This window comes from Streptomyces sp. NPDC005402, assembly GCF_040606575.1.
In the GTDB taxonomy this organism is placed as follows: Bacteria; Actinomycetota; Actinomycetes; order Streptomycetales; family Streptomycetaceae; genus Streptomyces.
In genome coordinates, this window is the sequence record NZ_JBEXFB010000011.1 from 167,543 (window position 1) to 191,815 (window position 24,273).

The following is a 24,273-nucleotide window of genomic DNA, read 5'->3' on the forward strand; positions in this document are numbered from 1 at the left end:
CGGTGCGCATCCCGCGCACCGCCCTCACCGGCTCAGTCCTCGGAGGAGGAGTCCTCGTCGTCCGTCTCCGGTTCCCGCTCCGGTCCCGTCTCCGTCTCGGCCTCCGGCTTGGGCGGCCTGGGAGGCTTCGTACGACCGCCGGGGCTGTCCCGCAGATAGGTCGTGCTGTCGCTGCCGTCCGCCGTCGCGTGTCCGCCCGGCTGCCCCGGCTGGCCGCCGTCCCGGCGCCGCAGATACCGCTCGAACTCCCGGGCGATCGCCTCGCCCGAGGCCTCCGGCAACTCCGCGGTGTCCCGGGCCTCCTCCAGCGTCTGCACGTACTCCGCGACCTCGCTGTCCTCGGCGGCCAGCTGGTCCACGCCCACCTGCCAGGCGCGCGCGTCCTCGCCGAGCTCGCCCAGCGGGATCCGCACGTCGATCAGGTCCTCCAGACGGTTCAGGAGGGCCAGCGTCGCCTTCGGGTTCGGCGGTTGTGACACGTAGTGCGGTACGGCCGCCCACAGCGACACCGCGGGCACGCCCGCGTGGGTGCAGGCCTCCTGGAGGATGCCGACGATGCCCGTGGGGCCCTCGTACTTGGTCTCCTCCAGGTCCATCCGCTGGGCCAGGTCCGGATCGGACGTGGTCCCGCTGATCGGGACCGGACGGGTGTGCGGGGTGTCACCGAGCAGCGCGCCCAGGATCACCACCAGCTCCACGCCCAGTTCGTGGGCGAAGCCCAGCAGCTCGTTGCAGAACGAGCGCCACCGCATCGACGGTTCGATACCTCGGACGAGTACGAGATCGCGCGGCTTGTCACCGCCGACGCGGACCACCGACAGTCTTGTCGTCGGCCACGTGATCTTGCGCACTCCGCCGTCCAGCCACACCGTGGGGCGGTTGACCTGGAAGTCGTAGTAGTCCTCGGCGTCGAGCGCCGCGAACACCTCGCCCTTCCACTCCCTGTCCAGATGCGCGACCGCGGTGGAGGCGGCGTCGCCGGCGTCGTTCCAGCCCTCGAACGCGGCCACCATGACCGGGTCGATCAGCTCGGGAACCCCCTCGAGCTCGATCACCCAGCGCCTCCTTCCGACGTGCCCTCGCCTAACGCACCAACCTTACGGCGTCCGGCGGGAGCGCCCGCAGCCCCCTAGCACGGGGCAGTGAACGATCACTGCCCCGTTCACCCCCCGGGAACACCCCGCGGTCCTCCGAGCTGTTTCAGGGCCCCGGTGACTCACAGAGTGGACCGCAGCCACTGCTCCACGCTCGCGATGTGCACCGTCGCCCAGGAGCGGGCCGCCTCGCCGTCCCGGTCCCGCAGGGCCGCCAGGATCGCGCGGTGCTCGTGCAGGGTGCGGCTGACCGCGTCCTCCTGGGTCAGTCCGCGCCAGATCCGGGCCCGGGTGGTGGGGCCCGACAGTCCGTCCAGGAGCGAGCAGAGCACGGAGTTGCCGGAGCTCTGCACGATCCCGCGGTGGAAGTCGAGGTCGCAGGCGACCAGTTCCTCCACCGACGGGCTGTCGCCGAGCTTGTCCAACTGGGCGCTCAGCGCGTCCAGTTGCTGCTCGCTGATCCGGGAGGCGGCCATCGCGGTGGCGGCCGGCTCCAGGATGCGGCGTACCGCCAGGAACTCCAGGACCGTGTCGTCGCGGTGGAAGTCGACGACGAAGCTCAGTGCCTCCAGCAGGAGTTGTGGATCCAGGCTGGTCACATACGTGCCGTCGCCCTGGCGTACGTCCAGGATGCGGATCAGCGACAGGGCCCGCACGGCCTCGCGCAGGGAGTTGCGGGACAGCCCCAGTTCGGAGGCGAGTTCGCTCTCCTTGGGGAGCCGGTCGCCGGGGCGCAGCGCGCCGGAGACGATCATGCCCTTGATCTTCTCGATCGCCTCGTCGGTGACAGCCATGTCTTCCGGCCTCCTTCTCGCCCCGCGGTGCGCTGAGACGTCGGATCTCTCAGCCCATTATGAGGTCGGCGCGCACGACTGCCTCCAGATCCGCGATCACGGCCCGCTCGTCGTGCCGGGCCCGGTGCCGCGGGGGAGCGCGCCCGGGGGGATCACGATCGTGCTGACGGTGCCGTCGCCCCACAGGGTGGGGTTCATCATCGTGCGGCCGTCGAGTGCCATCACCGTGAACTTGGGCACGAAACGCTCGCCCCGGTAGCAGCGCGTCCACCTCGGCAGCGGCCCGTCGTCCCCACCGCCCAGGTCCCAGTCGTCGAGGAGGCGGACGCGGACCCATGCCCATGCGCGGTCCACATCGTCGGGGTCGGCGTAGTCGACCGCGAGCAGGAACTCGCGGCCGTCGTCGAGGAGCCCGTACTCGGTCGCCATCCCGTACCACCCGTCCCTGACCAACTGGCGGGGCTGTGAAGGGGCGGCAGCGGGCGGGGCGGGGCGTCGGCCTCGTCCAGGCGCCGCAGGAACAGGAATCCGGCAGGCGCGAGCTGGGCGGCGACATCCGCATCGGTGATCATCGCCCCGCGCGACAGACGCGCTGTGCCGTCGGCGCCTGCGAATAATCCGGCCCGCAACTCCCTGCCTGGCACAGGCGAAAGGGGCGGCTCCGTCAGCAGGAGCCGCCCCTTTCCGCGTCGTGACGCCTACTTCTTGTCGAGCAGGTCCTGCACCTTCGCCCGGACGTCGTCCGTGGCCAGGCCCCGGATCGTCAGCGTCGTCCGGCGGCGCAGCACGTCGTCCTGCGTCTCGGCCCACTCGTGGTCCCGGGCGTACACGACCTGTGCCCAGATCTCCGGGGCGTCGGGGTGGACGCGCTCGCCCAGCTCCGGGTTCTCGTTCGCCAGGCGCGCGATGTCGAAGGCGAGGGAGCCGTAGTGGGTCGCCAGGTGCTTCGCCGTGTCGGCGGCCATGCGCGGTCCCGGCGCCGGGTTGTCCACCAGCAGACGGTGCGCGACCGCGCGCGGGTTGGCGACACCGGGGAGGGGGAGCCTCTTCGGCAGGGAGGAGATGGGCTCGTAGTCGTCGCCCAACGGAGCGCCCGGGAGCGCCTCCAGCTTCTGCATGACCGTACGGCCGATGTGGCGGAACGTCGTCCACTTGCCGCCCGCGACGGACAGCATGCCGCCACGGCCCTCCGTGACCACGGTCTCGCGCTTGGCCTTGGCCGTGTCACCGGGACCGCCCGGCAGCACCCGCAGCCCCGCGAACGAGTATGTGATCAGGTCACGGGAGAGCTGCTGGTCGCGGACGGAGAACGCGGCCTCGTCGAGTATCTGGGCCGTGTCCTTCTCGGTGACCGAGACGTCCGCCGGGTCGCCCTCGAACTCCTCGTCCGTGGTGCCGAGAAGGAGCATGTCCTCCCAGGGGAGCGCGAAGGTGATCCGGTACTTGTCGATGGGGGTCGCGAGCGCGGCCTTCCACGGCGAGGTCCGCTTCAGGACCAGGTGCGCGCCCTTGGACAGGCGGATGGACGGCGCCGCGTTCGGGTCCTCCATCCTGCGCAGGTGATCGACCCAGGGGCCGGTCGCGTTGAGCACGAGCCGCGCGTTGACGCCGAACTCGTCACCGGACTGCCGGTCGCGCAGATCCGCTCCGGTCACCCGGCCCTTGGTGAAGCGAAGGCCGGTCACCTCGGCGTGGTTGAGCACCACCGCGCCCGCCTCGACGGCCGCGCGGACCGTCATCAGCGCCATGCGCGCGTCGTTCATCTGGTCGTCGCCGTACACGGCCACGGCCTTGAGGTTGTCGGTGCGCAGCTCGGGCACGTCCTGCGCCGCCCTGGCGGGGGACAGGAGGTGGCCGACGCCGTCACCGAACGCGGAGAGCGCGGAGTAGGCGAAGACGCCCGCCCCGAGCTTCGCGGCGCCGTGCGGCCCGCCCTTGTACACGGGGAGGTAGAAGGTGAGCGGGTTCGCCAGGTGGGGGGCCACCTGGCGGGAGACCGCACGGCGCTCGAAGTGGTTCTCCGCCACCAGCCTCACCGCGCCGGTCTGCAGATAGCGCAGACCGCCGTGGAGCAGCTTGGAGGAGGCGGAGGAGGTGGCACCGGCGAAGTCGCCGGCGTCGACCAGTGCCACCCTGAGGCCGGACTGCGCGGCGTGCCAGGCGGTGGAGATGCCCAGGATGCCGCCGCCGATCACGAGAAGGTCGTACGACGCCTTGGAGAGCTGCTCCCGGGTCTCGGCGCGGCTCGGGTTGGAGCCGGAGGCCGGGCGCGTACCGAGGGCAGGCACGGACTGCAGGGTGGACTGACTGGTCATGTGGGGTTCTTACTCCTCGTCAGAGCTGTTGAGGGTGGTGCTCAGCTCTCGTCGTCCTCGAGCCAGCCCATGGTCCGCTCGACGGCCTTGAGCCAGCTCTTGTACTCACGGTCGCGCTTCTCCGCGGCCATGTTGGGGGTCCACTCGGCGGCCCGGCGCCAGTTGGCGCGCAGGTCGTCGGTGCTGGTCCAGAAGCCGACGGCGAGACCGGCGGCGTAGGCGGCACCGAGGCAGGTGGTCTCGGCGACCATCGGGCGCACCACGGGGGCGTCCAGGAAGTCCGAGAGCGTCTGCATCAGCAGGTTGTTGGAGGTCATGCCGCCGTCGACCTTGAGTGCCGCGAGCTCGACGCCCGAGTCCTTGGTCATGGCGTCGCTGATCTCACGGGTCTGCCAGGCGGTGGCCTCCAGGACGGCGCGGGCGATGTGCGCCTTGGTGACGTACCGGGTGAGGCCGGCGATCACACCGCGGGCGTCCGGGCGCCAGTACGGGGCGAAGAGCCCGGAGAACGCCGGCACGAAGTACGCGCCGCCGTTGTCCTCGACCGAGAGCGCGAGCGTCTCGATCTCGGCGGCGGTGGAGATCAGGCCCATCTGGTCGCGCATCCACTGCACCAGCGAACCGGTGACGGCGATCGAGCCCTCCAGGGCGTAGACCGGTGCCTCGTCGCCGATGCGGTAGCCGACCGTCGTCAGCAGTCCCGAATACGAGTTGATGATCTTGTCACCGGTGTTCATCAGCATGAACGTGCCGGTGCCGTACGTCGACTTGGCCTCGCCCTCGGCGAAACAGGTCTGGCCGAACAGGGCCGCCTGCTGGTCGCCGAGCGCCGAGGCGACCGGGATGCCGCCGAGCAGGTCGCCCAGCTTGCCGCCCGTGACCTCGCCGTAGACCTCGGCCGAGGAGCGGATCTCGGGGAGCATCGACAGCGGCACGCCGATGGACTCGGCGATCTTCTCGTCCCACTCCAGCGTGTGGAGGTTCATCAGCATGGTGCGGGACGCGTTGGTGACGTCGGTGTAGTGCTTGCCGCCGTTGACACCACCGGTCAGGTTCCAGATGACCCAGCTGTCCATGGTGCCGAAGAGGATGTCGCCGCGCTCGGCGCGCTCACGCAGTCCCTCGACGTTGTCGAGCAGCCAGCGGGCCTTCGGGCCGGCGAAGTAGGAGGCCAGCGGCAGGCCGGTCTCGCGGCGGAAGCGGTCCTGGCCGACGTTGCGGCCGAGCTCGCGGCAGAGCGCGTCGGTGCGGGTGTCCTGCCAGACGATGGCGTTGTGGACGGGCTCACCGGTGTTCTTGTCCCAGAGCAGCGTGGTCTCGCGCTGGTTGGTGATGCCGATGGCCTTGATGTCGTCGCGGGTGATGCCGGCCTTCTGGATGGCTCCGGCGACGACTTCCTGGACGTTGGTCCAGATCTCGTTGGCGTTGTGCTCGACCCAGCCCGGCTTCGGGAAGATCTGCTCGTGCTCCTTCTGGTCGACCGAGACGATACGGCCGTCCCTGTCGAAGACGATGCAGCGGCTGGAGGTGGTGCCCTGGTCGATGGCGGCGATGAAGGGGCCGGCGGTGTGGGCGTCGGTCACTGTGTGCTCCCGGGGTTCCGTGAGTAAGGGTCTGTCTACGACTGATCTACGGCTGATCTACGACTGCTTTGCTGTACGACCGCTTCGGATGTTCTAAGCGAAAGCGATGTTGTAGATGCCTGCGGCGATCGCCCCGCCGATCAGCGGACCGACGATCGGGACCCAGGCGTAGCTCCAGTCGGAGCCGCCCTTGTTGGGCAGGGGCAGGAGGGCGTGCACGATACGCGGACCGAGGTCACGGGCCGGGTTGATCGCGTAGCCGGTCGGGCCACCGAGGGAGAGACCGATGGAGACGACCACCAGTGCGGTGATCAGGGCGCCCAGGGTGCCCAGGCCCTTGCCGTCACCGTTGAGACCCTGCGTCAGGACGGCCAGCACCAGCACGATCGTGCCGATGACCTCCGTGGCGACGTTCTGCCAGGCGACCCGGACCTCGGGGCCGGTGGAGAAGATGCCCAGCACCGGGCCGGCGCCCTTCTCCTGCGCCTCGACGGCCTTGGTGGCCGTGGCCTGCGCGCCCGGAGCGCCGACGATCTCCTTGTCGGTCAGGTGCGCGTGGAACTGGCCGTAGTAGGCGACCCAGACCAGCGCCGCACCGATCATGGCGCCGAGCAACTGACCGCCCCAGTAGATCGGGACGTCACCCCAGGAGATGCCGTCCTTCTTCAGCGCGAGCGCGAGCGTCACGGCCGGGTTGAGGTGGGCGCCCGAGAGCGGCGCCGAGGTGTAGACAGCCGTCAGAACGGCGAAACCCCACCCGAAGGTGATGGCGAGCCAGCCGGCGTTGCGGGCCTTGGAGGCCTTCAGCGTGACGGCGGCGCACACGCCACCGCCGAGCAGGATGAGTATGGCGGTACCGATGGTCTCGCCGATGAAGATGTCGGAGCTGGACACCCGCGACTCCTTTGTCCTTCGTCCAGGGGACCGAACCCCGGGTCCCTCCGGAGGTTCGAGCTGCCCTCGGGGGTGAGAGCGATTCCGGCCCTTGGCGTTGTCACACTCTAGCGCGTATTGCCGGTAGGTGTTCGACAATGCCGACCGATGGACGGGAGTCTTGCTCCGGGGTTACGCGCACGTCAAGAGTTCTGTAGTCGAAAACACGATCGTTATTCATAGCTGTGAGTCAACGATCTTGTTCTGGTGATTTGTGTCGTTGTGTCAGAGTGCGAGCGAGGGCCGGCACGTCACCGACGTGCCGGCCCTGTCCTGCGGGCTTCAGAACCGCCCTGCGCCCAGGTCCCGCGAGACCGCGCGGGCGCAGTCCCGCACCGCCGCGATCAGCTCGGGGCGCAACGCGCCCTCCTCGTCGGGCCGGCACAGCCGCTCCACGGCGCCCGTGATGCCGACCGCGCCGACCGGCATCCGCCGCCGGTCGTGGATGGGCGCGGCGATGGACGCGACGCCCTCCCAGGTCTCCTCCACGTCCGCCGCGTACCCACGCGCGCGCGTGACGTCGAGGAGCTGCTCGAACTCCTCCAGGTCGCACACGGTCCGCTCGGTGAAGGCCTTGCGGTCGCTCTCCAGTGCCTCGCTGTGCGCGACCGGGTCGTACGCCGAGAGCACCTTGCCGAGCGCCGTGCAGTGCAGGGGCTGCATGGCCCCGATCTCCAGCACCTGCCGACTGTCGTCGGGCCGGAAGACGTGATGCACGATCAGCACGCCCTGCTGGTGCAGCACGCCCAGATGGACGCTCTCGCCGCTGGAGCGGGCCAGGTCGTCCGTCCACACGAGCGCACGCGCGCGCAGCTCGTGCACGTCCAGATAGGTGGTGCCCAGGCGCAGCAGCTCGGCGCCCAGCTGGTACCGCCCCGAGGCCTCGTCCTGCTCCACGAACCCCTCCGCCTGGAGGGTGCGCAGGATGCCGTGCGCGGTGCCCTTGGCGAGGCCCAGGGACGAGGCGATGTCCGACAGGCCGAGTCTCCGCTCGCCGCCCGCGAGGAGCCGCAGCATCGCGGCCGCCCGTTCGAGCGACTGGATGTTCCGTGCCATCGCCGTTCCGCCTCCGTCCCCTTCGACAGCCGCGTGTTACGGCGTCGCTGCCGCTGTTCGGCAATGTCGAACACTACCGGTCGATGCCGACCTCCCGCTAATGGTCGGTCGGCAACTGTTGCGTCACTGGTGTCCCGGCGGTGACCTGCCCGACATCCTCGTCCGCCCCGTGGACGTGCCGACCATCCCGGCGGGGACCCGGCTACCCTGGCGTGGTGCGCCCGGCGTGGGACGACTCACGGGCGCCTGAAGCCGACAGCCGTCGCAACTGAGGGAGCCCCTTCATGGCCTCGTCGCCACCGACCCCTTCCGCCGACAGCCGGACCCGTGTGTCCGCGCTCCGCGAGGCGCTCGCCACCCGAGTGGTGGTCGCCGACGGAGCGATGGGCACCATGCTGCAGGCCCAGGACCCCACCCTCGAGGACTTCGAGAATCTCGAGGGTTGCAACGAGATCCTCAATGTGACCCGCCCGGACATCGTCCGCTCCGTCCACGACGCGTACTTCGCGGTGGGCGTCGACTGCGTCGAGACCAACACCTTCGGGTCCAACCACACCGCCGCGTCGGAGTACGACATCGCCGACCGCGTGCACGAACTGTCCGAGGCGGGCGCCCGCATCGCCCGTGAGGCGGCCGACGAGCACACCGCCCGCGACGGCCGCCCGCGCTGGGTCCTCGGCTCCGTCGGCCCCGGCACCAAGCTGCCCACCCTCGGCCACATCGACTACGCCACGATCCGCGACGGCTACCAGGCCAACGTCGAGGGACTGCTCGCCGGCGGCGCCGACGCCCTGATCGTCGAGACCACGCAGGACCTGCTCCAGACGAAGGCCTCCGTGCTGGGCGCCCGCCGGGCGCTGGAGGCCACCGGCGCCGATGTGCCGCTGGTGGTCTCGATGGCGTTCGAGACCACCGGCACGATGCTGCTCGGCTCCGAGATCGGCGCCGCGCTGACCGCGCTGGAGCCGCTCGGCATCGACATGATCGGCCTGAACTGCTCGACCGGCCCGGCCGAGATGAGCGAGCACCTGCGGTACCTCGCCCGGCACTCCCGCATCCCGCTGCTGTGCATGCCGAACGCGGGTCTGCCGATCCTCACCAAGGACGGCGCGCACTTCCCGCTCGATCCCGAGGGCCTGGCCGACGCCCAGGAGAACTTCGTCCGCGACTACGGCCTCTCCCTGATCGGCGGCTGCTGCGGCACCACCCCCGAGCACCTGCGCCAGGTCGTCGAACGCGTCCGCGACCTCACGCCCGCCGAGCGCACCCCACAGCCGGAGCCCGGCGCCGCCTCCCTCTACCAGACGGTCCCGTTCCGCCAGGACACCTCCTACCTGGCCATCGGCGAGCGCACCAACGCCAACGGCTCGAAGAAGTTCCGCGAGGCCATGCTGGAGGCCCGCTGGGACGACTGCGTGGAGATGGCCCGCGAGCAGATCCGCGAGGGCGCCCACATGCTGGACCTCTGCGTGGACTACGTCGGCCGCGACGGTGTGGCGGACATGAAGGAGCTGGCCGGCCGCTTCGCCACCGCCTCCACCCTGCCGATCGTCCTGGACTCCACCGAGGTCCCCGTCATCCGGGCCGGTCTGGAGAAGCTCGGCGGCCGCGCGGTCATCAACTCCGTCAACTACGAGGACGGCGACGGCCCCGAATCCCGCTTCGCGAAGGTCACCAAGCTCGCCCAGGAGCATGGCGCCGCGCTGATCGCGCTGACCATCGACGAGGAGGGCCAGGCCCGCACCCCCGAGAAGAAGGTCGAGATCGCCGAACGGCTCATCGACGACCTGACCGGCAACTGGGGCATCCACGAGTCGGACATCCTCATCGACACCCTGACCTTCACCATCTGTACCGGTCAGGAGGAGTCGCGCAAGGACGGCGTCGCGACCATCGAGGCGATCCGTGAACTCAAGCGCCGCCACCCGGACGTGCAGACCACGCTGGGCCTGTCGAACATCTCCTTCGGCCTCAACCCCGCCGCGCGCGTCCTGCTGAACTCGGTCTTCCTCGACGAGTGCACCAAGGCGGGTCTGGACTCGGCGATCGTCCACGCGTCGAAGATCCTGCCGATCGCCCGCTTCAGCGAGGAAGAGGTGCAGACCGCCCTCGACCTCATCTACGACCGCCGCGCCGAGGGCTACGACCCGCTCCAGAAGCTGATGGCCCTGTTCGAGGGCGCCACCACCAAGTCCCTCAAGGCGGGCCGGGCCGAGGAACTGGCGGCCCTGCCGCTGGAGGAGCGCCTCAAGCGCCGCATCATCGACGGCGAGAAGAACGGCCTGGAGGCCGACCTCGACGAGGCCCTGACGGACCGCCCCGCCCTCGACATCGTCAACGACACCCTCCTGGACGGCATGAAGGTCGTCGGCGAGCTGTTCGGCTCCGGCCAGATGCAGCTGCCGTTCGTCCTCCAGTCCGCCGAGGTGATGAAGACCGCGGTGGCCTACCTCGAACCGCACATGGAGAAGGTCGAGGGCGACGAGGCCGGCAAGGGCACCATCGTGCTCGCCACCGTCCGCGGCGACGTCCACGACATCGGCAAGAACCTCGTCGACATCATCCTGTCCAACAACGGCTACAACGTGATCAACCTCGGCATCAAGCAGCCGGTCTCCGCGATCCTGGACGCTGCCGCCGAGCACCGCGCCGACGTCATCGGCATGTCCGGCCTCCTGGTCAAGTCCACGGTGATCATGAAGGAGAACCTGGAGGAGCTCAACCAGCGCGGCATGGCGGCGGACTTCCCGGTCATCCTGGGCGGAGCCGCGCTGACCCGGGCGTACGTCGAACAGGACCTGCACGAGATCTACCAAGGCGAGGTCCGCTACGCCCGCGACGCGTTCGAGGGCCTGCGCCTCATGGACGCCCTCATCGGCGTCAAGCGGGGCGTGCCCGGCGCCAAGCTGCCCGAGCTCAAGCAGCGTCGGGTGCGCGCGAGCGCCGTGACCGTCGAGGAGGAGCGGCCCGAAGAGGGGCATGTCCGCTCCGACGTGGCCACCGACAACCCGGTGCCCACCCCGCCGTTCTGGGACACCCGCGTCATCAAGGGCATCCAGCTCAAGGAGTACGCCTCCTGGCTCGACGAGGGTGCCCTGTTCAAGGGCCAGTGGGGGCTCAAGCAGGCCCGCACCGGCGAGGGACCGACGTACGAGGAGCTCGTCGAGACCGACGGACGGCCCCGGCTGCGCGGTCTGCTGGACCAGCTGCAGACCGAGAACCTGCTGGAAGCCGCCGTCGTCTACGGCTACTTCCCGTGCGTGTCCAAGGACGACGACCTGATCATCCTGGACCAGGAGGGCAACGAGCGCACCCGCTTCACCTTCCCGCGCCAGCGCCGCGGACGGCGGCTGTGCCTCGCCGACTTCTTCCGCCCCGAGGAGTCCGGCGAGACGGACGTGGTCGGCTTCCAGGTCGTCACCGTCGGCTCCCGGATCGGCGAGCAGACGGCCAAGCTCTTCGAGGCAAACGCCTACCGCGACTACCTCGAACTGCACGGTCTGTCCGTCCAGTTGGCCGAGGCGCTCGCCGAGTACTGGCACGCGCGCGTGCGTTCGGAACTGGGCTACGCCGGCGAGGACCCGAACGACATCGAGGACATGTTCGCCCTGAAGTACCGGGGCGCCCGCTTCTCCCTCGGCTACGGCGCCTGCCCGAACCTGGAGGACCGCGCCAAGATCGCCGACCTGCTCCAGCCCGAGCGCATCGGCGTCCACCTGAGCGAGGAGTTCCAGCTCCACCCCGAGCAGTCCACCGACGCGATCGTCATCCACCACCCGGAGGCGAAGTACTTCAACGCCCGCTGAGCTCGCCGAGCCGCCCACGTCCGGCTCACCGAGCACACTGATCGGATAAGTCGTACACTGGTCGGTCCACCGCTGGCCGGTTCCCTTCGTGGGAACCGGCCTGCTCGTCCCTCAAGGAGGTACGTGGATGACCAGTACGGTCCCCGCGCCAGTGACCCGAACGGCAGACGGCTCGGCCCTGCAGGCCGTCCTCCTCGACATGGACGGCACCCTGGTGGACACCGAGGGCTTCTGGTGGGACGTCGAGGTCGAGGTCTTCGCGCGCCTCGGTCACACCCTCGACGACTCCTGGCGCCATGTCGTGGTCGGCGGTCCCATGACCCGCAGCGCGGGCTTCCTGATCGAGGCCACCGGCGCCGACATCACCCTCGCCGAGCTCACCGTCCTGCTCAACCAGGGCTTCGAGGACCGTATCGGCCGCGCCCTGCCCCTGATGCCCGGCGCCACCCGGCTGCTGGCCGAACTGTCCGCGCACCGGATCCCCACCGCCCTGGTCTCCGCCTCGCACCGGCGCATCATCGACCGCGTCCTCGACACCCTCGGCCACCAGCACTTCGGCCTCACGGTCGCCGGCGACGAGGTGCCGCGCACCAAGCCGCACCCGGACCCGTATCTCTTCGCCGCCGCCGGACTCGGCGCCGACCCGGCCAGATGCGCGGTCGTCGAGGACACCGCGACCGGTGTCGCCGCCGCCGAGGCCGCCGGCTGCCAGGTCGTGGCCGTGCCCTCGGTGGCCCCCATCACCCCGGCCCCCGGACGCACGGTCGTCGGTTCGCTCGAAGAGGTCGACCTGACATTTCTGCGCGGCCTGATCGCCCTTCGATGACGGAAATGCCTCGGGTGTTCACCCAGCGTGCGGCACGGATAGCGCGGTAATTCCCCAGGGCCCTGTCGCACGAATTCGAAGCGCGCCGGACGGCCGAATTCCGGCCCGTCGGCGCCCTCTTGCGGGTGTGAGGTTCTTCACTCGACGGACCCTCGACAGGCGGTCGAGGCTGTGCCCGACGCCCCGCTTCCCGGGGCGCGGACGCGCCCATGTGTCCCGATTGATGAAACCCTGCACCAATCCTTCCCTCGGTGGGCCTTCGGTGCGTCCACACCCGGTTTCACTGCGTGATGGAAGCCCAACTCCGGTGACTGTGAACCCTCGTGCAGGTGCGGACTAATCTCCTGGTGAGAACATCGCCCTAACCCCGTGATCCGCCGCGCCACCCCTGCATGCCGGGTACACGGACTGAACAGCTGTGGAGAAACTCGAGCATGAACCGCAAGACTTTGGTGCTGCCGGCCGTCATAGGTCTGCTCGCGCCGGTGCTCGCCGCCTGCGGCGGGTCCAGCAGCGGCAGCGGCGGGGACGACGCCATCGCCGTAGGCACCACGGACCGGTTCACCGCCACGAAGGACGCTCCCGCGCCGCTCGACCCCGCCTACGCCTACGACGTCGGCACCTGGAACGTCCTGCGCCAGACCGTGCAGACCCTGATGATCCAGCCCAAGGGCGACGGCGAACCCGTGCCCGAGGCAGCCCAGTCCTGCGGCTTCAGCGACAGCGGCAACGAACGCTACGTCTGCACCCTGCGCGACGGCCTGAAGTTCGCGAACGGCGACGCCATCACCGCGGCCGACGTGAAGTACTCCATCGACCGCGCCCGCGCCATCAAGGCCGACTCCGGCGTCTTCGCCCTGCTGTCCACCATCGACACCGTCGAGACCAAGGGCGACCGCGAGGTCGTCTTCCACCTCAAGACCGCCGACGCCACCTTCCCGTACAAGCTGTCGACCCCGGTCGCCGGCATCGTCAACCCCGACGACTACGAGAAGAACAAGCTCCGTGACGGTTTCGACGTCGACGGCTCCGGCCCCTACACCATGAAGGCCGACGTCAAGAACGACGAGCTCGAGGACGCCGTGTTCACCAAGAACCCCCATTACAAGGGGGCGTTGACGGTGAACAACGACAAGGTCGAACTGCGCTCCTACGCGGACGCCGACGCCATGGGCACCGCCCTCGAAAAGGGCGACATCGACCTCATCACCCGCACCATGTCGCCCCAGCAGATCCAGAAGCTGTCGAACGAGTCCGGCGGTGACGTCGACCTCGTCGAGATGGCCGGCCTCGAGATCCGCTACCTCGCCTTCAACACCAAGGCCCCGGCCGTGAAGTCCCGTGCCGTGCGCCAGGCGATGGCCCAGCTCATCAACCGCAGCGAACTCGTCTCCAAGGTCTACGGCACCCAGGCCGAGCCGCTCTTCTCGCTGGTCCCGGCCACCATCACCGGCCACTCCAACTCCTTCTTCAACAAGTACGGCGACCCGAGCGTCAGCAAGGCCAAGTCCCTGCTGACACAGGCCGGCATCACCACGCCGGTGAAGCTGACCCTCCACTACACGACCGACCACTACGGCTCGGGTACCAAGGAGGAGTTCGAGGACCTCCAGAAGCAGCTCAACGCCAGCGGGCTCTTCGACGTCGGCATCAAGGGCGCCCCCTGGAGCACCTTCCGCCCGGCCGAGCAGAAGGGCGAGTACGACGTCTACGGCATGGGCTGGTTCCCGGACTTCCCCGACGCCGACAACTACCTCGCCCCGTTCCTCGACAAGGACAACTTCCTCGGTTCGCCCTACGACAACGGCAAGATCCGCAACACCCTGATCCCGGACTCCCGCCGCGAGGCCGACCGTCTCGCCGCGTCCGGAAGCCTCACCGAGATCCAGGACATCGTCGCCAACGACGTCCCCGTGCTGCCGTTGTGGCAGGGCAAGCAGTACGTCGCCGCGCGCGACGACGTCACGGGCACCGCCTACGCGCTCAACTCCTCGTCGACGCTGCAGCTGTGGGAACTCGGCAAGGGCGTGAGCGGCTGACCGGCCGACGCCCCCTTTGCTCCGGGCCCGGGCGGACGGGCCCGGGATTCCACAAGAACCGACGACAAGGCACTCGCACGTGAACAAGCGAATCCAGTGGTCTGTCCTGCCCGTCGTGGCAGGACTGGCCTCGGGCCTGCTGACCGGCTGCGGCACGGAGTCCGGGGGGCCCGGTTCCGACGGCTCCTCGGTGATCATGGGCATGTCCGACGACGTCCTCGCCACCGACCCGGCCTCCGGCTACGACCCCGGCTCCTGGCTGTTGTTCAACAACGTCTTCCAGTCGCTGCTCAGCTTCCCCAAGGGCGGCACGGAACCGGAGCCGGACGCCGCCCAGAGCTGCGAGTTCACCGACACCAGGACCCGGGTGTACGAGTGCACCCTCAAGGCCGGCCTCAAGTTCAGCAACGGTGACCCGCTCACCTCCGAGGACGTCAAGTTCTCCTTCGACCGCCTGCTGAAGATCAACGACGACGCCGGTCCCGCGATCATGTTCCCGATGCTCGACAAGGTCGAGACCCCGGACGAGAAGACCGTCGTCTTCCGGCTGAACACCGCCGACGCCACCTTCCCGAGCAAGATCGCCTCCGGCGCCGGCTCCATCGTCGACCACACCCAGTACGACGCCGACGGCCTGCGCGAGGACGGCAAGGCGATCGGCTCCGGCCCCTACCAGCTCGACTCGTTCGACGACGACCAGGCCGTGTTCTCCGTCAACGAGAACTACAAGGGCACCGCCGAGACCCAGAACTCCGGCGTCACGGTCAAGTTCTTCCACGGCGACCAGGCCGCCCTCAAGACCGCCCTGACCGACAACAAGGTCGACCTCGCCTACCGCGGTCTGAGCGCCGGCGACATCGCCGACATCGAGAACGCCTCCCCCGACTCCGGCGTCGAAGTCGTCGAGGGCACCAGCGCCGAGGTCCAGCACCTCGTCTTCAACATGAACGACCCGGTCGCGGGCCGGCTCGGCGTCCGCAAGGCGATCGCCTACCTGCTCGACCGCGAAGCCCTCATCCACGACGTCTACCAGGGCACCGCGACCCCGCTCTACTCGATCATCCCGGCCGGTATCGCGGGCCACAACACGGCCTTCTTCGACACCTACGGCGCCCAGCCCTCCAAGTCCAGGGCCGCGGCCGCCCTCACCGAAGAGGGCATCACCGGCAAGGTGAAGCTGACCCTGTGGTCCACGCCGTCCCGCTACGGCCCCGCCACCGACCAGGAACTCAAGACGATCGCCCAGCAGCTCAACGCCAGCGGGCTGTTCGACGCCGACGTCAAGTCCGTGGCCTTCGACCAGTACGAGAAGGACATCGCCGCCGGCAAGTACGGCGTGTACGTCAAGGGCTGGGTGCCCGACTATCCGGACGCCGACAACTTCACCGCCCCCTTCTTCGGCAAGGGCAACGTGCTGGACAACCACTACAGCAACAACAAGATCACCGGCTCCCTCATCCCCGAGACCGCCGCCCAGCCGGACCGCTCCGCGACGGACGACCACTTCGGCACCCTCCAGGACCTCGTCGCCGAGGACGTCCCCGTCCTCCCGGTCTGGCAGGCCAAGCAGTACGCCGTCGTCCGCGACGACGTCTACGGCCTGGAGTACTGCCTCGACGCCTCCACGGTCTTCCGCTTCTGGGAGCTCAGCAAGGGCTGATCCGACCGCCGCACACACGAAGAGGGCGCCCCCTGTCAGGAAGGGGGCGCCCTCTTCGGCGCACTACGCACGGCTACTGCGCGCCGGGACGCACCAGACCGCTCTCGTACGCGTACACCGCGGCCTGCACCCGGTCCCGCAGCCCCAACTTGGTCAGCACGTGACCGACATGCGTCTTCACCGTGGTCTCGCTGACGAACAGATCCGCCGCGATCTCCGCGTTCGACAGCCCGCGCGCCACCAGTTTCAGCACCTCGACCTCGCGGTCCGTCAGCGTGTGCAGCGTGTCCGGCACCGGCTCGTCACCGGACGGAAGGTGCGTGGCGTACTTGTCAAGCAGCCGGCGCGTGATGCTCGGCGCGAGCATCGCCTCACCCCCGGCCACCACCCGGATCGCCTGCACGAGCTCATTGGCGGGAGCATCCTTGAGCAGGAACCCGCTGGCCCCCGCCCGCAGCGCCTCCACCACGTACTCGTCGAGGTCGAAGGTGGTCAGCACCAGCACCTTGGCCGGGCCGTCCCGCCCGGGACCGGTGATCTGCCGGGTCGCCTCCACACCGTCCATCCGCGGCATACGGATGTCCATCAGGACCACGTCGGGCTGCAACGCCCGCACCTGGTCGATAGCCTGAAGGCCGTCTCCGGCCTCGCCCACGACCGCGATGTCCTGCTCGGCCTCCAGAATCATCCGGAACCCGGTACGCAGCAGCGGCTGGTCGTCGACCAGTAGGACGCGGATGGCCACGTAAGTCTCCTTCGCTAGTCCGGCCCCATTCTGCCCTGCTCGCCGGACGCGGACTTCACCGGCAGTGGATAGGGCGGGGGAGTGCCGCCGAACTCGGGGCAGTGCTCCCGGTGGTCGCACCAGCCGCACAGCTTGGTCGGGCGCGGTCGCCAGTCACCCGTCTCCGTGGCCTGCCGGATCGCCTCCCACAGCGCCAGCAACTTGCGCTCGACACGCTCCAGGTCGGCGAGGACCGGATCGTACGTCAGGACGTCACCGCTGCCGAGATAGACGAGCTGGAGCCGGCGCGGGATCACGTTCTTCAGCCGCCACACCACCAGCGCGTAGAACTTCATCTGGAACAGCGCGCCCTCCGCGTACTCGGGCCGGGGCGCCTTGCCGGTCTTGTAGTCGACGATCCGCACCTCGCCGGTCGCCGCCACGTCGACCCGGTCGATGATCCCGCGCAGCCGCAGCCCCGAGTCCAGCTCCGCCTCGACGAACAACTCCCGCTCGGCGGGCTCCAGACGCGTCGGGTCCTCCAGCGTGAACCACCGCTCGACCAGTTGCTCCGCCTCAGCCAGCCAGGTCGCCAGCCGCTCGCCCTCCGGATCGTCGGCGAACAGCTCCACCACCTCCGGCCGGCTCTCCCGGAGCCGGTCCCACTGACCGGGGATCAGCGACTTGGCCGCCGGCGCGGTCCGCTCCCCGGCCGGAACGTCGAAAAGCCGCTCCAGCACCGAGTGCACCAGGGTCCCCCGGGTCGCCGCCGCGCTCGGCTTCTCCGGCAGCCGGTCGATCACCCGGAACCGGTACAGCAGCGGGCACTGCATGAAGTCATTGGCACGAGAAGGGGACAGGGATGCGGGCGCGGCAGGCGCCACGACGGCACCCCGGGACCCCGCACCGGTGTCCGGCACAGCTCCTACAACCGGAACCGCCCCCGCCCCGCCCCGCGTACCGGCGGCTACCGTCGTCGGCGCGATCTCAGGACCGATCGAGTCCCGTGCCTCGACCGCCCCGGGCTGTGCCGCGTCCGCCGCCCGCGGATCGTCGACGGCCGTGTCCCCGCCATCCGGACCCGCCTCGGCCGCCGTCGCGGCGACCCCGGGCCCGGCGGTGTCGGGTGCCTCGGCCGTTCTGGGCCGCGCGGCGCCCAGCGTTTGCGTCGCCTGCGGGGCATCGACGGAGTCGCCGGCCTGTGTACCGGCCGCGACCGTCGTCGGCGCGATCTCAGGACCGATCGAGTCCCGTGCCTCGACCGCCCCGGGCTGTGCCGCGTCCGCCGCCCGCGGATCGTCGACGGCCGTGCCCCCGCCATCCGAACCGGCCTCGACCGCCGTCGCCGCGACCCCGGCTCCGGCCGTGTCCGGTTCCTCGGCCGTCCGAATCCGCGCCGTGACCGACGGGTCGTCGGCGGTGGTTTCGGCCAGGCCCTCCGTGCTCGTCTCCATGACCACAGACCATACGGCCCGCCACTGACAGTGACCCACATCGCGGCCGTGACCGCCGTGACCCCTGAGCAAACACGGGGGGTGCCGGGGCGGAACGCGCCGCGACCGCCGCATACCATCGACCCGAGACCTTCCGCACGGCAGGCGCGGAAGACGCTTCGAACGAGGGGACATCGTGGACGAGAGCGGCGGGAGCGGGCAGCCGCGGTCCGGCACGGACCGGCCGGCCAAGCCCCACGCAGGGCCCACGGCCCAGACCACCGACCCCACGCCCCCCGACCCGCACGACAACGGGACTCCGGCGGCCGCCCCGTCCACCGAGCCCCCGACCACCGATGGCCCAACCGACGGCACCGCCGCCGCACGACAGCCGGGTGCGGATCACGACACCGGCCAGGACCCGCCGACGTCCGATACCGCCGGCGCCCCCGCACCCGACGACGAGCGGGCCCCCGGGAGCCGGACCGGTACCGGGGACGCCGAGGAGCCGCCCACCTCCGGGGCCGACACCCCCGAGCGCGCCGACGCGACCCACCGCACGCCCGCCGCCCCGCACGACCCCGAAGCGCCCCGCGACCCCCACCCCACCGACGACCACCGCACCCTCGCCCACTCCACCGCCCCCAGGAACCCCCCGCCCCAGTCCCCCCAGCCGCGCGGCGGACTGCTGATGGGCCGCCCCTTCGGCGTGCCCGTCTACGTCGCCCCCAGCTGGTTCCTCGTCGCCGCGCTCATCACCTGGGTGTTCGGCGGCCAACTGGACCGCGTACTGCCCGAACTCGGCGCCGCCCGCTACCTCGTCTCCCTCTTCTTCGCGGTCGCCTTCTACGCCTCCGTCCTCGTCCACGAACTCGCCCACACCGTCGCGGCCCTGCGCTTCAAGCTCCCCGTCCGCCGCATCCAGCTCCAGTTCTTCGGCGGCGTCTCCGAGATCGAGAAGGAAGCCGAGACCCCCGGCCGGGAGTTCGTGCTGGCCTTCGTCGGCCCGCTGCTCTCCCTGATCCTCGCCGGCCTCTTCTACCTCGCCATGCAGCCCGTCGAACCCGGCACGGTCCCCGGCGTCCTGCTCGCCGGCCTGATGGTCTCCAACCTCATCGTGGCCGCCTTCAACCTCCTGCCCGGCCTCCCCCTCGACGGCGGCCGCATGCTCCGCGCCGTCGTCTGGAAGATCACCGGCAGGCCCATGACCGGCACCATCGCCGCCGCCTGGGTCGGCCGCGCCCTCGCCGTCTGCGTCCTCATCGGCCTCCCGCTGCTCACCCAGTCCGGCGCCCTCGGCACCTCCGCCGAGGACAACGTCGGCATGGACACCGTGATGGACGCCCTGCTCGCCGCCATCCTCGCCGCGATCATCTGGACCGGCGCCGGCAACAGCCTGCGCATGGCCCGCCTGCGCGAACACCTCCCCGAACTGCGCGCCCGCACCCTCACCCGCCGCGCGGTCCCCGTCGAGACCGACACCCCCCTGTCCGAGGCCCTGCGCCGCGCCAACGACGCCGGCGCCCGCGCCCTGGTCGTCGTCGACGCCGAGGGCACCCCGCTCTCCCTCGTCCGCGAGGCCGCCATCGTCGGCGTACCGGAACACCGCCGCCCCTGGGTCGCCGTCAGCGGCCTCGCCCAGGACCTCACCGACGGCATGCGCGTCTCCGCCGAACTCGCGGGCGAGGACCTGCTGGACACCCTCCGCGCCACCCCCGCCACCGAATACCTCGTCGTCGAGGAGACCGGCGAGATCTACGGCGTCCTCTCCGCGGCCGACGTGGAACGCGCCTTCGTGAAGGCCATGGCCAGACCCTCCTAGTGGTCGGCGGCCCCTCCGCGGACCGGTAGGCTGTTCACATGTCCGAACCGACCGGTGCCGCCCGCAGGCGCGGGCCCTTCAAGGTCGGGGACCAGGTTCAGCTGACCGACCCCAAGGGCCGCCACTACACGTTCACGCTCGAAGAGGGAAAGAACTTCCACACCCACAAGGGTTCCTTCCCGCACGACGAGCTGATCGGCGCACCCGAGGGCAGCGTTGTCCGCACCACCGGTAACGTCGCCTACCTCGCGCTGCGCCCCCTGCTCCCCGACTACGTCCTGTCCATGCCCCGCGGCGCCGCCGTGGTCTACCCCAAGGACGCGGGGCAGATCCTCGCCTTCGCCGACATCTTCCCCGGCGCCCGCGTCGTGGAGGCCGGCGTAGGCTCCGGCTCGCTCAGCAGCTTCCTGCTGCGCGCCATCGGCGACCAGGGCATGCTGCACAGCTACGAGCGCCGCGAGGACTTCGCCGAGATCGCCCAGCAGAACGTGGAGCGCTACTTCGGCGGCCCCCACCCCGCCTGGCAGCTCACCGTCGGCGACCTCCAGGACAACCTGTCCGACGCCGACGTCGACCGCGTCATCCTCGACATGCTCGCCCCCTGGGAATGCCTGGAGGCCGTCTCCAAGGCCCTCGTCCCCGGCGGCATCCTGTGCTGCTACGTCGCCACCACCACCCAGCTCGCCCGGACCGTCGAGTCCATCCGCGAGATCGGCTCCTTCAACGAGCCCACCTCCTGGGAGTCGATGATCCGCAACTGGCACGTGGAAGGCCTGGCCGTCCGCCCGGACCACCGCATGATCGGCCACACCGGGTTCCTGCTCACCGCCCGCCGCCTCGCCGACGGCGTCGAGCCCCCCATGCGCCGCCGCCGCCCCGCCAAGGGCGCCTACGGCGAGGACTACACCGGCCCCAACGCCGACGGCGGCTCCGGCCGCTGAGGCGCCCCCTGCCGCAGCCAACGTACAGGCGCCGGGGTGGAGTTCCCGCAGACCAGCGGAACTCCACCCCGGCGCCTCCGCGTTGAGGGAGCGGCAGAAACCGCCGCGAGGAAACCAGGACAAGTACCCACCCCGACGTTCCGCCCACCTGTGACGTGTGGCACCATGCTGGCCACCCCCCCACCGGCACAGCCCTCACAGGAGACGCTCCTAGTGCAGCAATCCGCCGTCCCGGAACTGGCACACACGCACACCCGCCCGATCCACTGGGTCGCCACCGCCACCGCCGTGGCAGGAGTCGTGGCCCTCTCCTCGGTCCTGCAGCCCAACCCCGCGACGGCGGCCCAGGCAGCCGGCCCCGAGGCCAGAACCGCCCCGGCGGCCACGACCGCGCCCGACCCCGCGCACGTCCACTTCCCGATCGACTGCGGCCCGGTCAAGGCGAAAGTGCAAAAACGGATCTCCGGAGACCTCGACGGCGACGGACGGCCGGAAACAGTCGTCGTGGTCCACTGCGACGCCCCCATGGGCACCCCGCCCGACGCCGTCTACGTCATCACACACGCGAAGGGCACCGGCGAACCCCGGGTCGTCGCCACCCTGCTGAGCCCCAGGACCCGCAACACCGTCACCGACTTCACAGTGAGCGACGGCGCCGTCCTCGCGACCCTGCTCGGCTACTCCACGTCCGACGTACCCAGTTGCTGTCCGGACGTGAAGGACAAGGCGAAGTGGCAGTGGAAGGACGGCTCGTTCGTCCGCTCGACCCCCGCGGGCACGCACACCGTCTGACCGAAGCGATCACATCTGTGAGAAATCAGACAGCAGTCACGCAGAGCGGCTTTCCGGTCACTCCGCGTCCGGACCGTAGATCTCGACGCTGTCCGAAACCCGACGTACATGGATGCACGCCCCCGGACACTCCTTCGCCGAGTCGACCACATCGGTGAGAAGCGGCAGCGGTACGGGCGTTGTGGCGCCCCTGTCCTGCAGAAGCTCGTCGCCCGAGCCCTTCACATACGCCAGACCGTCGATGTCCAGCTCGAACACCTCCGGCGCGTACTGGACACAGATGCCGTCACCGGTACAGAGGTCCTGATCGATCCAGACCTCCAGAGTCTCGCCGCCGGCCCCGGCCTCCTGCTGCACTCTCATCTCTCCTGCCGTTTATGACCCGAGCCGAACGGGAATCCGGCCAGCTCTGACGGGTGTTGAACACTTCGACCCTACCTTCGGCAGCTTTCCAATCTTGTTCGGTGGGTATTCCCCTGGCGTGAGGGAGAGCGCAAGGGTGAAGATCGGACACACCTCGACAGTCTTTGTGATCTAGGGGTTTCAATCGACACCCACCCAGGTAGGGTCTGGAAGCGTCCAGCTCCCCTTGGAGGAGGTGAGGACCGTGGCAGCCCACGACGACGACATGAACCGCGGCATCCGCCCGGGACGAGGGTCCGACGACCCGTCCGGGCAGATTGCCTACCTTGAGCAGGAGATCGCCGTCCTGCGACGCAAGCTCGCCGACTCTCCGCGACACACGAGGATTCTCGAAGAGCGGATCGTCGAGCTGCAGACCAACCTGGCCGGCGTGTCCGCCCAGAACGAGCGACTCGCCAACACGCTCCGTGAGGCCCGCGACCAGATCGTGGCCCTCAAGGAGGAGGTCGACCGGCTCGCACAGCCACCGGCCGGCTTCGGCGTCTTCCTCGAAGCGAACGAGGACGGCACCGCCGACATCTTCACCGGCGGCCGCAAACTGCGGGTGAACGTCAGCCCCAGCGTCGAACTCGAAGAGCTCCGACGCGGCCAGGAAGTGATGCTCAACGAAGCTCTCAACGTGGTCGAGGCCATGGAGTACGAGAGCGTCGGCGACATCGTCACCCTCAAGGAGATCCTCGAGGACGGCCAGCGCGCCCTCGTACAGGGACACACCGACGAGGAACGGGTGGTCCGGCTCGCCGAGCCACTGATGGACGTCACCATCCGCCCCGGCGACGCCCTGCTCCTCGAACCACGCTCCGGCTACGTCTACGAGGTCGTGCCCAAGAGCGAGGTCGAGGAACTCGTCCTCGAAGAAGTCCCCGACATCGGCTACGAACAGATCGGCGGACTCGGCGGCCAGATCGAGGCCATCCGGGACGCCGTCGAGCTCCCCTACCTCTACCCGGACCTGTTCAAGGAGCACGAACTGCGCCCGCCCAAGGGCGTCCTGCTCTACGGGCCCCCCGGATGCGGAAAGACGCTCATCGCCAAGGCCGTCGCCAACTCGCTGGCCAAGAAGGTCGCCGAAGTCACCGGCCAGGCCACCGGCAAGAGCTTCTTCCTCAACATCAAGGGCCCCGAGCTCCTCAACAAGTACGTCGGCGAGACCGAGCGGCAGATCCGCCTCGTCTTCCAGCGTGCGAGGGAGAAGGCCAGCGAGGGCACACCCGTCATCGTCTTCTTCGACGAGATGGAATCCCTCTTCCGCACCCGCGGCTCCGGTGTCAGCTCGGACGTGGAGAACACCATCGTCCCCCAGCTGCTCGCCGAGATCGACGGCGTGGAAGGCCTGCAGAACGTGGTCGTGATCGGCGCCTCCAACCGTGAGGACATGATCGACCCCGCCATCCTGCGCCCCGGCCGCCTGGACGTGAAGATCAAGATCGAGCGTCCCGACGCCGAGGCCGCCAAGGACATCTTCGCCAAGTACCTCACCGAGCGCCTCCCGCTGCACTCCGACGACGTCGGCGAGCACGGCGGCAGCAAGGCCACCACCGTCCAGAGCATGATCCAGACGGCCGTGGAACACATGTACGCGGAATCCGAGGAAAACCGCTTCCTGGAAGTCACCTACGCCAACGGCGACAAGGAAGTCCTCTACTTCAAGGACTTCAACTCCGGCGCCATGATCGAGAACATCGTGGGCCGCGCCAAGAAGATGGCGATCAAGGACTTCCTCGACCACAACGCCAAGGGTCTCCGCGTCTCCCACCTCCTCCAGGCCTGCGTGGACGAGTTCAAGGAGAACGAGGACCTGCCCAACACCACCAACCCGGACGACTGGGCCCGCATCTCCGGCAAGAAGGGCGAGCGGATCGTCTACATCCGTACGCTCATCACCGGAAAGCAGGGCGCCGACACCGGACGCTCCATCGACACGGTGGCGAACACCGGTCAGTACCTGTAAAGACAGGGCGGCTGCGGGTGCCCTCACCGGGGTACCCGCAGCCGACTGTTTTTCAGGCAACCAACCGGATCAAACGCGAGC

General features: G+C 69.6%; 18 protein-coding genes. 8 read left to right on the forward strand and 10 right to left on the reverse strand.

What is annotated here, in order from left to right; translation table 11 throughout:
• Positions 1-32: 32 nt before the first annotated feature.
• The 7 genes from ABZT02_RS22740 to ABZT02_RS22770 form a co-directional block, all read right to left on the reverse strand.
• Complete coding sequence (locus tag ABZT02_RS22740) at positions 33-1,055, reverse strand: PAC2 family protein (RefSeq protein WP_356019865.1); 1,023 nt, start codon at positions 1,053-1,055, stop codon at positions 33-35.
• Positions 1,056-1,216: 161 nt separating this feature from the next.
• Positions 1,217-1,888, reverse strand: coding sequence for a FadR/GntR family transcriptional regulator (locus tag ABZT02_RS22745; RefSeq protein WP_356019867.1), 672 nt, complete (start codon positions 1,886-1,888; stop codon positions 1,217-1,219).
• A gap of 96 nt (positions 1,889-1,984) precedes the next feature.
• Positions 1,985-2,317 carry a hypothetical protein gene (locus ABZT02_RS22750; protein ID WP_356019870.1) on the reverse strand — a complete coding sequence of 111 codons (333 nt, stop codon included), beginning with the start codon at positions 2,315-2,317 and terminating at the stop codon, positions 1,985-1,987.
• Between the two features lie 269 nt (positions 2,318-2,586).
• The gene (locus ABZT02_RS22755; protein ID WP_356019872.1) at positions 2,587-4,203 is read right to left on the reverse strand and encodes a glycerol-3-phosphate dehydrogenase/oxidase; all 1,617 of its coding nucleotides are present in this window, start codon (positions 4,201-4,203) and stop codon (positions 2,587-2,589) included.
• A gap of 41 nt (positions 4,204-4,244) precedes the next feature.
• Complete coding sequence (gene glpK, locus ABZT02_RS22760; RefSeq protein ID WP_356019874.1) at positions 4,245-5,786, reverse strand: glycerol kinase GlpK; 1,542 nt, start codon at positions 5,784-5,786, stop codon at positions 4,245-4,247.
• A 93-nt stretch (positions 5,787-5,879) separates the two neighbouring features.
• Complete coding sequence (locus tag ABZT02_RS22765) at positions 5,880-6,680, reverse strand: MIP/aquaporin family protein (protein ID WP_356019877.1); 801 nt, start codon at positions 6,678-6,680, stop codon at positions 5,880-5,882.
• A 321-nt stretch (positions 6,681-7,001) separates the two neighbouring features.
• Complete coding sequence (locus ABZT02_RS22770) at positions 7,002-7,775, reverse strand: IclR family transcriptional regulator (RefSeq protein ID WP_356019879.1); 774 nt, start codon at positions 7,773-7,775, stop codon at positions 7,002-7,004.
• A gap of 284 nt (positions 7,776-8,059) precedes the next feature.
• Here ABZT02_RS22770 and metH point away from each other — a divergent pair, with 284 nt between their 5' ends.
• The 4 genes from metH to ABZT02_RS22790 all read left to right on the forward strand — a co-directional run bounded on the left by metH (position 8,060) and on the right by ABZT02_RS22790 (position 16,106).
• Positions 8,060-11,581 carry a methionine synthase gene (gene metH, locus ABZT02_RS22775; RefSeq protein WP_356019881.1) on the forward strand — a complete coding sequence of 1,174 codons (3,522 nt, stop codon included), beginning with the start codon at positions 8,060-8,062 and terminating at the stop codon, positions 11,579-11,581.
• A 127-nt stretch (positions 11,582-11,708) separates the two neighbouring features.
• On the forward strand, positions 11,709-12,407 hold the full coding sequence (locus tag ABZT02_RS22780; protein ID WP_356019883.1) for an HAD family phosphatase: 699 nt from the start codon (positions 11,709-11,711) through the stop codon (positions 12,405-12,407).
• Between the two features lie 434 nt (positions 12,408-12,841).
• Complete coding sequence (locus ABZT02_RS22785) at positions 12,842-14,446, forward strand: ABC transporter substrate-binding protein (RefSeq protein WP_356019886.1); 1,605 nt, start codon at positions 12,842-12,844, stop codon at positions 14,444-14,446.
• A gap of 79 nt (positions 14,447-14,525) precedes the next feature.
• Complete coding sequence (locus tag ABZT02_RS22790) at positions 14,526-16,106, forward strand: ABC transporter substrate-binding protein (RefSeq protein WP_356019888.1); 1,581 nt, start codon at positions 14,526-14,528, stop codon at positions 16,104-16,106.
• Positions 16,107-16,179: 73 nt separating this feature from the next.
• On the opposite strand, the gene ABZT02_RS22795 is transcribed toward ABZT02_RS22790, so the two are convergent.
• Together ABZT02_RS22795 and ABZT02_RS22800 are read right to left on the reverse strand one after the other, a co-directional pair.
• On the reverse strand, positions 16,180-16,851 hold the full coding sequence (locus tag ABZT02_RS22795) for a response regulator transcription factor (RefSeq protein WP_356019890.1): 672 nt from the start codon (positions 16,849-16,851) through the stop codon (positions 16,180-16,182).
• Positions 16,852-16,865: 14 nt separating this feature from the next.
• Entirely contained in the window at positions 16,866-17,750 is an 885-nt protein-coding gene (locus ABZT02_RS22800) for a RecB family exonuclease (RefSeq protein ID WP_356020141.1), read from the reverse strand.
• Positions 17,751-18,459: 709 nt separating this feature from the next.
• Here ABZT02_RS22800 and ABZT02_RS22805 point away from each other — a divergent pair.
• The 3 genes from ABZT02_RS22805 (at position 18,460) to ABZT02_RS22815 (ending at position 21,818) form a co-directional block, all read left to right on the forward strand.
• A complete protein-coding gene (locus ABZT02_RS22805; RefSeq protein WP_356019892.1) occupies positions 18,460-20,085 on the forward strand; it encodes a site-2 protease family protein in 1,626 nt (541 codons plus the stop codon).
• Between the two features lie 38 nt (positions 20,086-20,123).
• Positions 20,124-21,026, forward strand: coding sequence for a tRNA (adenine-N1)-methyltransferase (locus ABZT02_RS22810; protein ID WP_020117726.1), 903 nt, complete (start codon positions 20,124-20,126; stop codon positions 21,024-21,026).
• Between the two features lie 213 nt (positions 21,027-21,239).
• Positions 21,240-21,818: a hypothetical protein gene (locus ABZT02_RS22815; protein WP_356019895.1), complete on the forward strand. Its 579-nt coding sequence runs from the start codon at positions 21,240-21,242 to the stop codon at positions 21,816-21,818.
• 57 nt (positions 21,819-21,875) lie between these two features.
• Here the strand turns inward: ABZT02_RS22815 and ABZT02_RS22820 are convergent, their stop codons facing one another.
• The gene (locus ABZT02_RS22820; protein ID WP_356019897.1) at positions 21,876-22,181 is read right to left on the reverse strand and encodes a ferredoxin; all 306 of its coding nucleotides are present in this window, start codon (positions 22,179-22,181) and stop codon (positions 21,876-21,878) included.
• A 244-nt stretch (positions 22,182-22,425) separates the two neighbouring features.
• On the opposite strand from ABZT02_RS22820, the gene arc reads away from it, so the two are divergent.
• On the forward strand, positions 22,426-24,192 hold the full coding sequence (gene arc, locus ABZT02_RS22825; RefSeq protein WP_062045307.1) for a proteasome ATPase: 1,767 nt from the start codon (positions 22,426-22,428) through the stop codon (positions 24,190-24,192).
• The last annotated feature ends 81 nt before the right edge of the window (positions 24,193-24,273 follow it).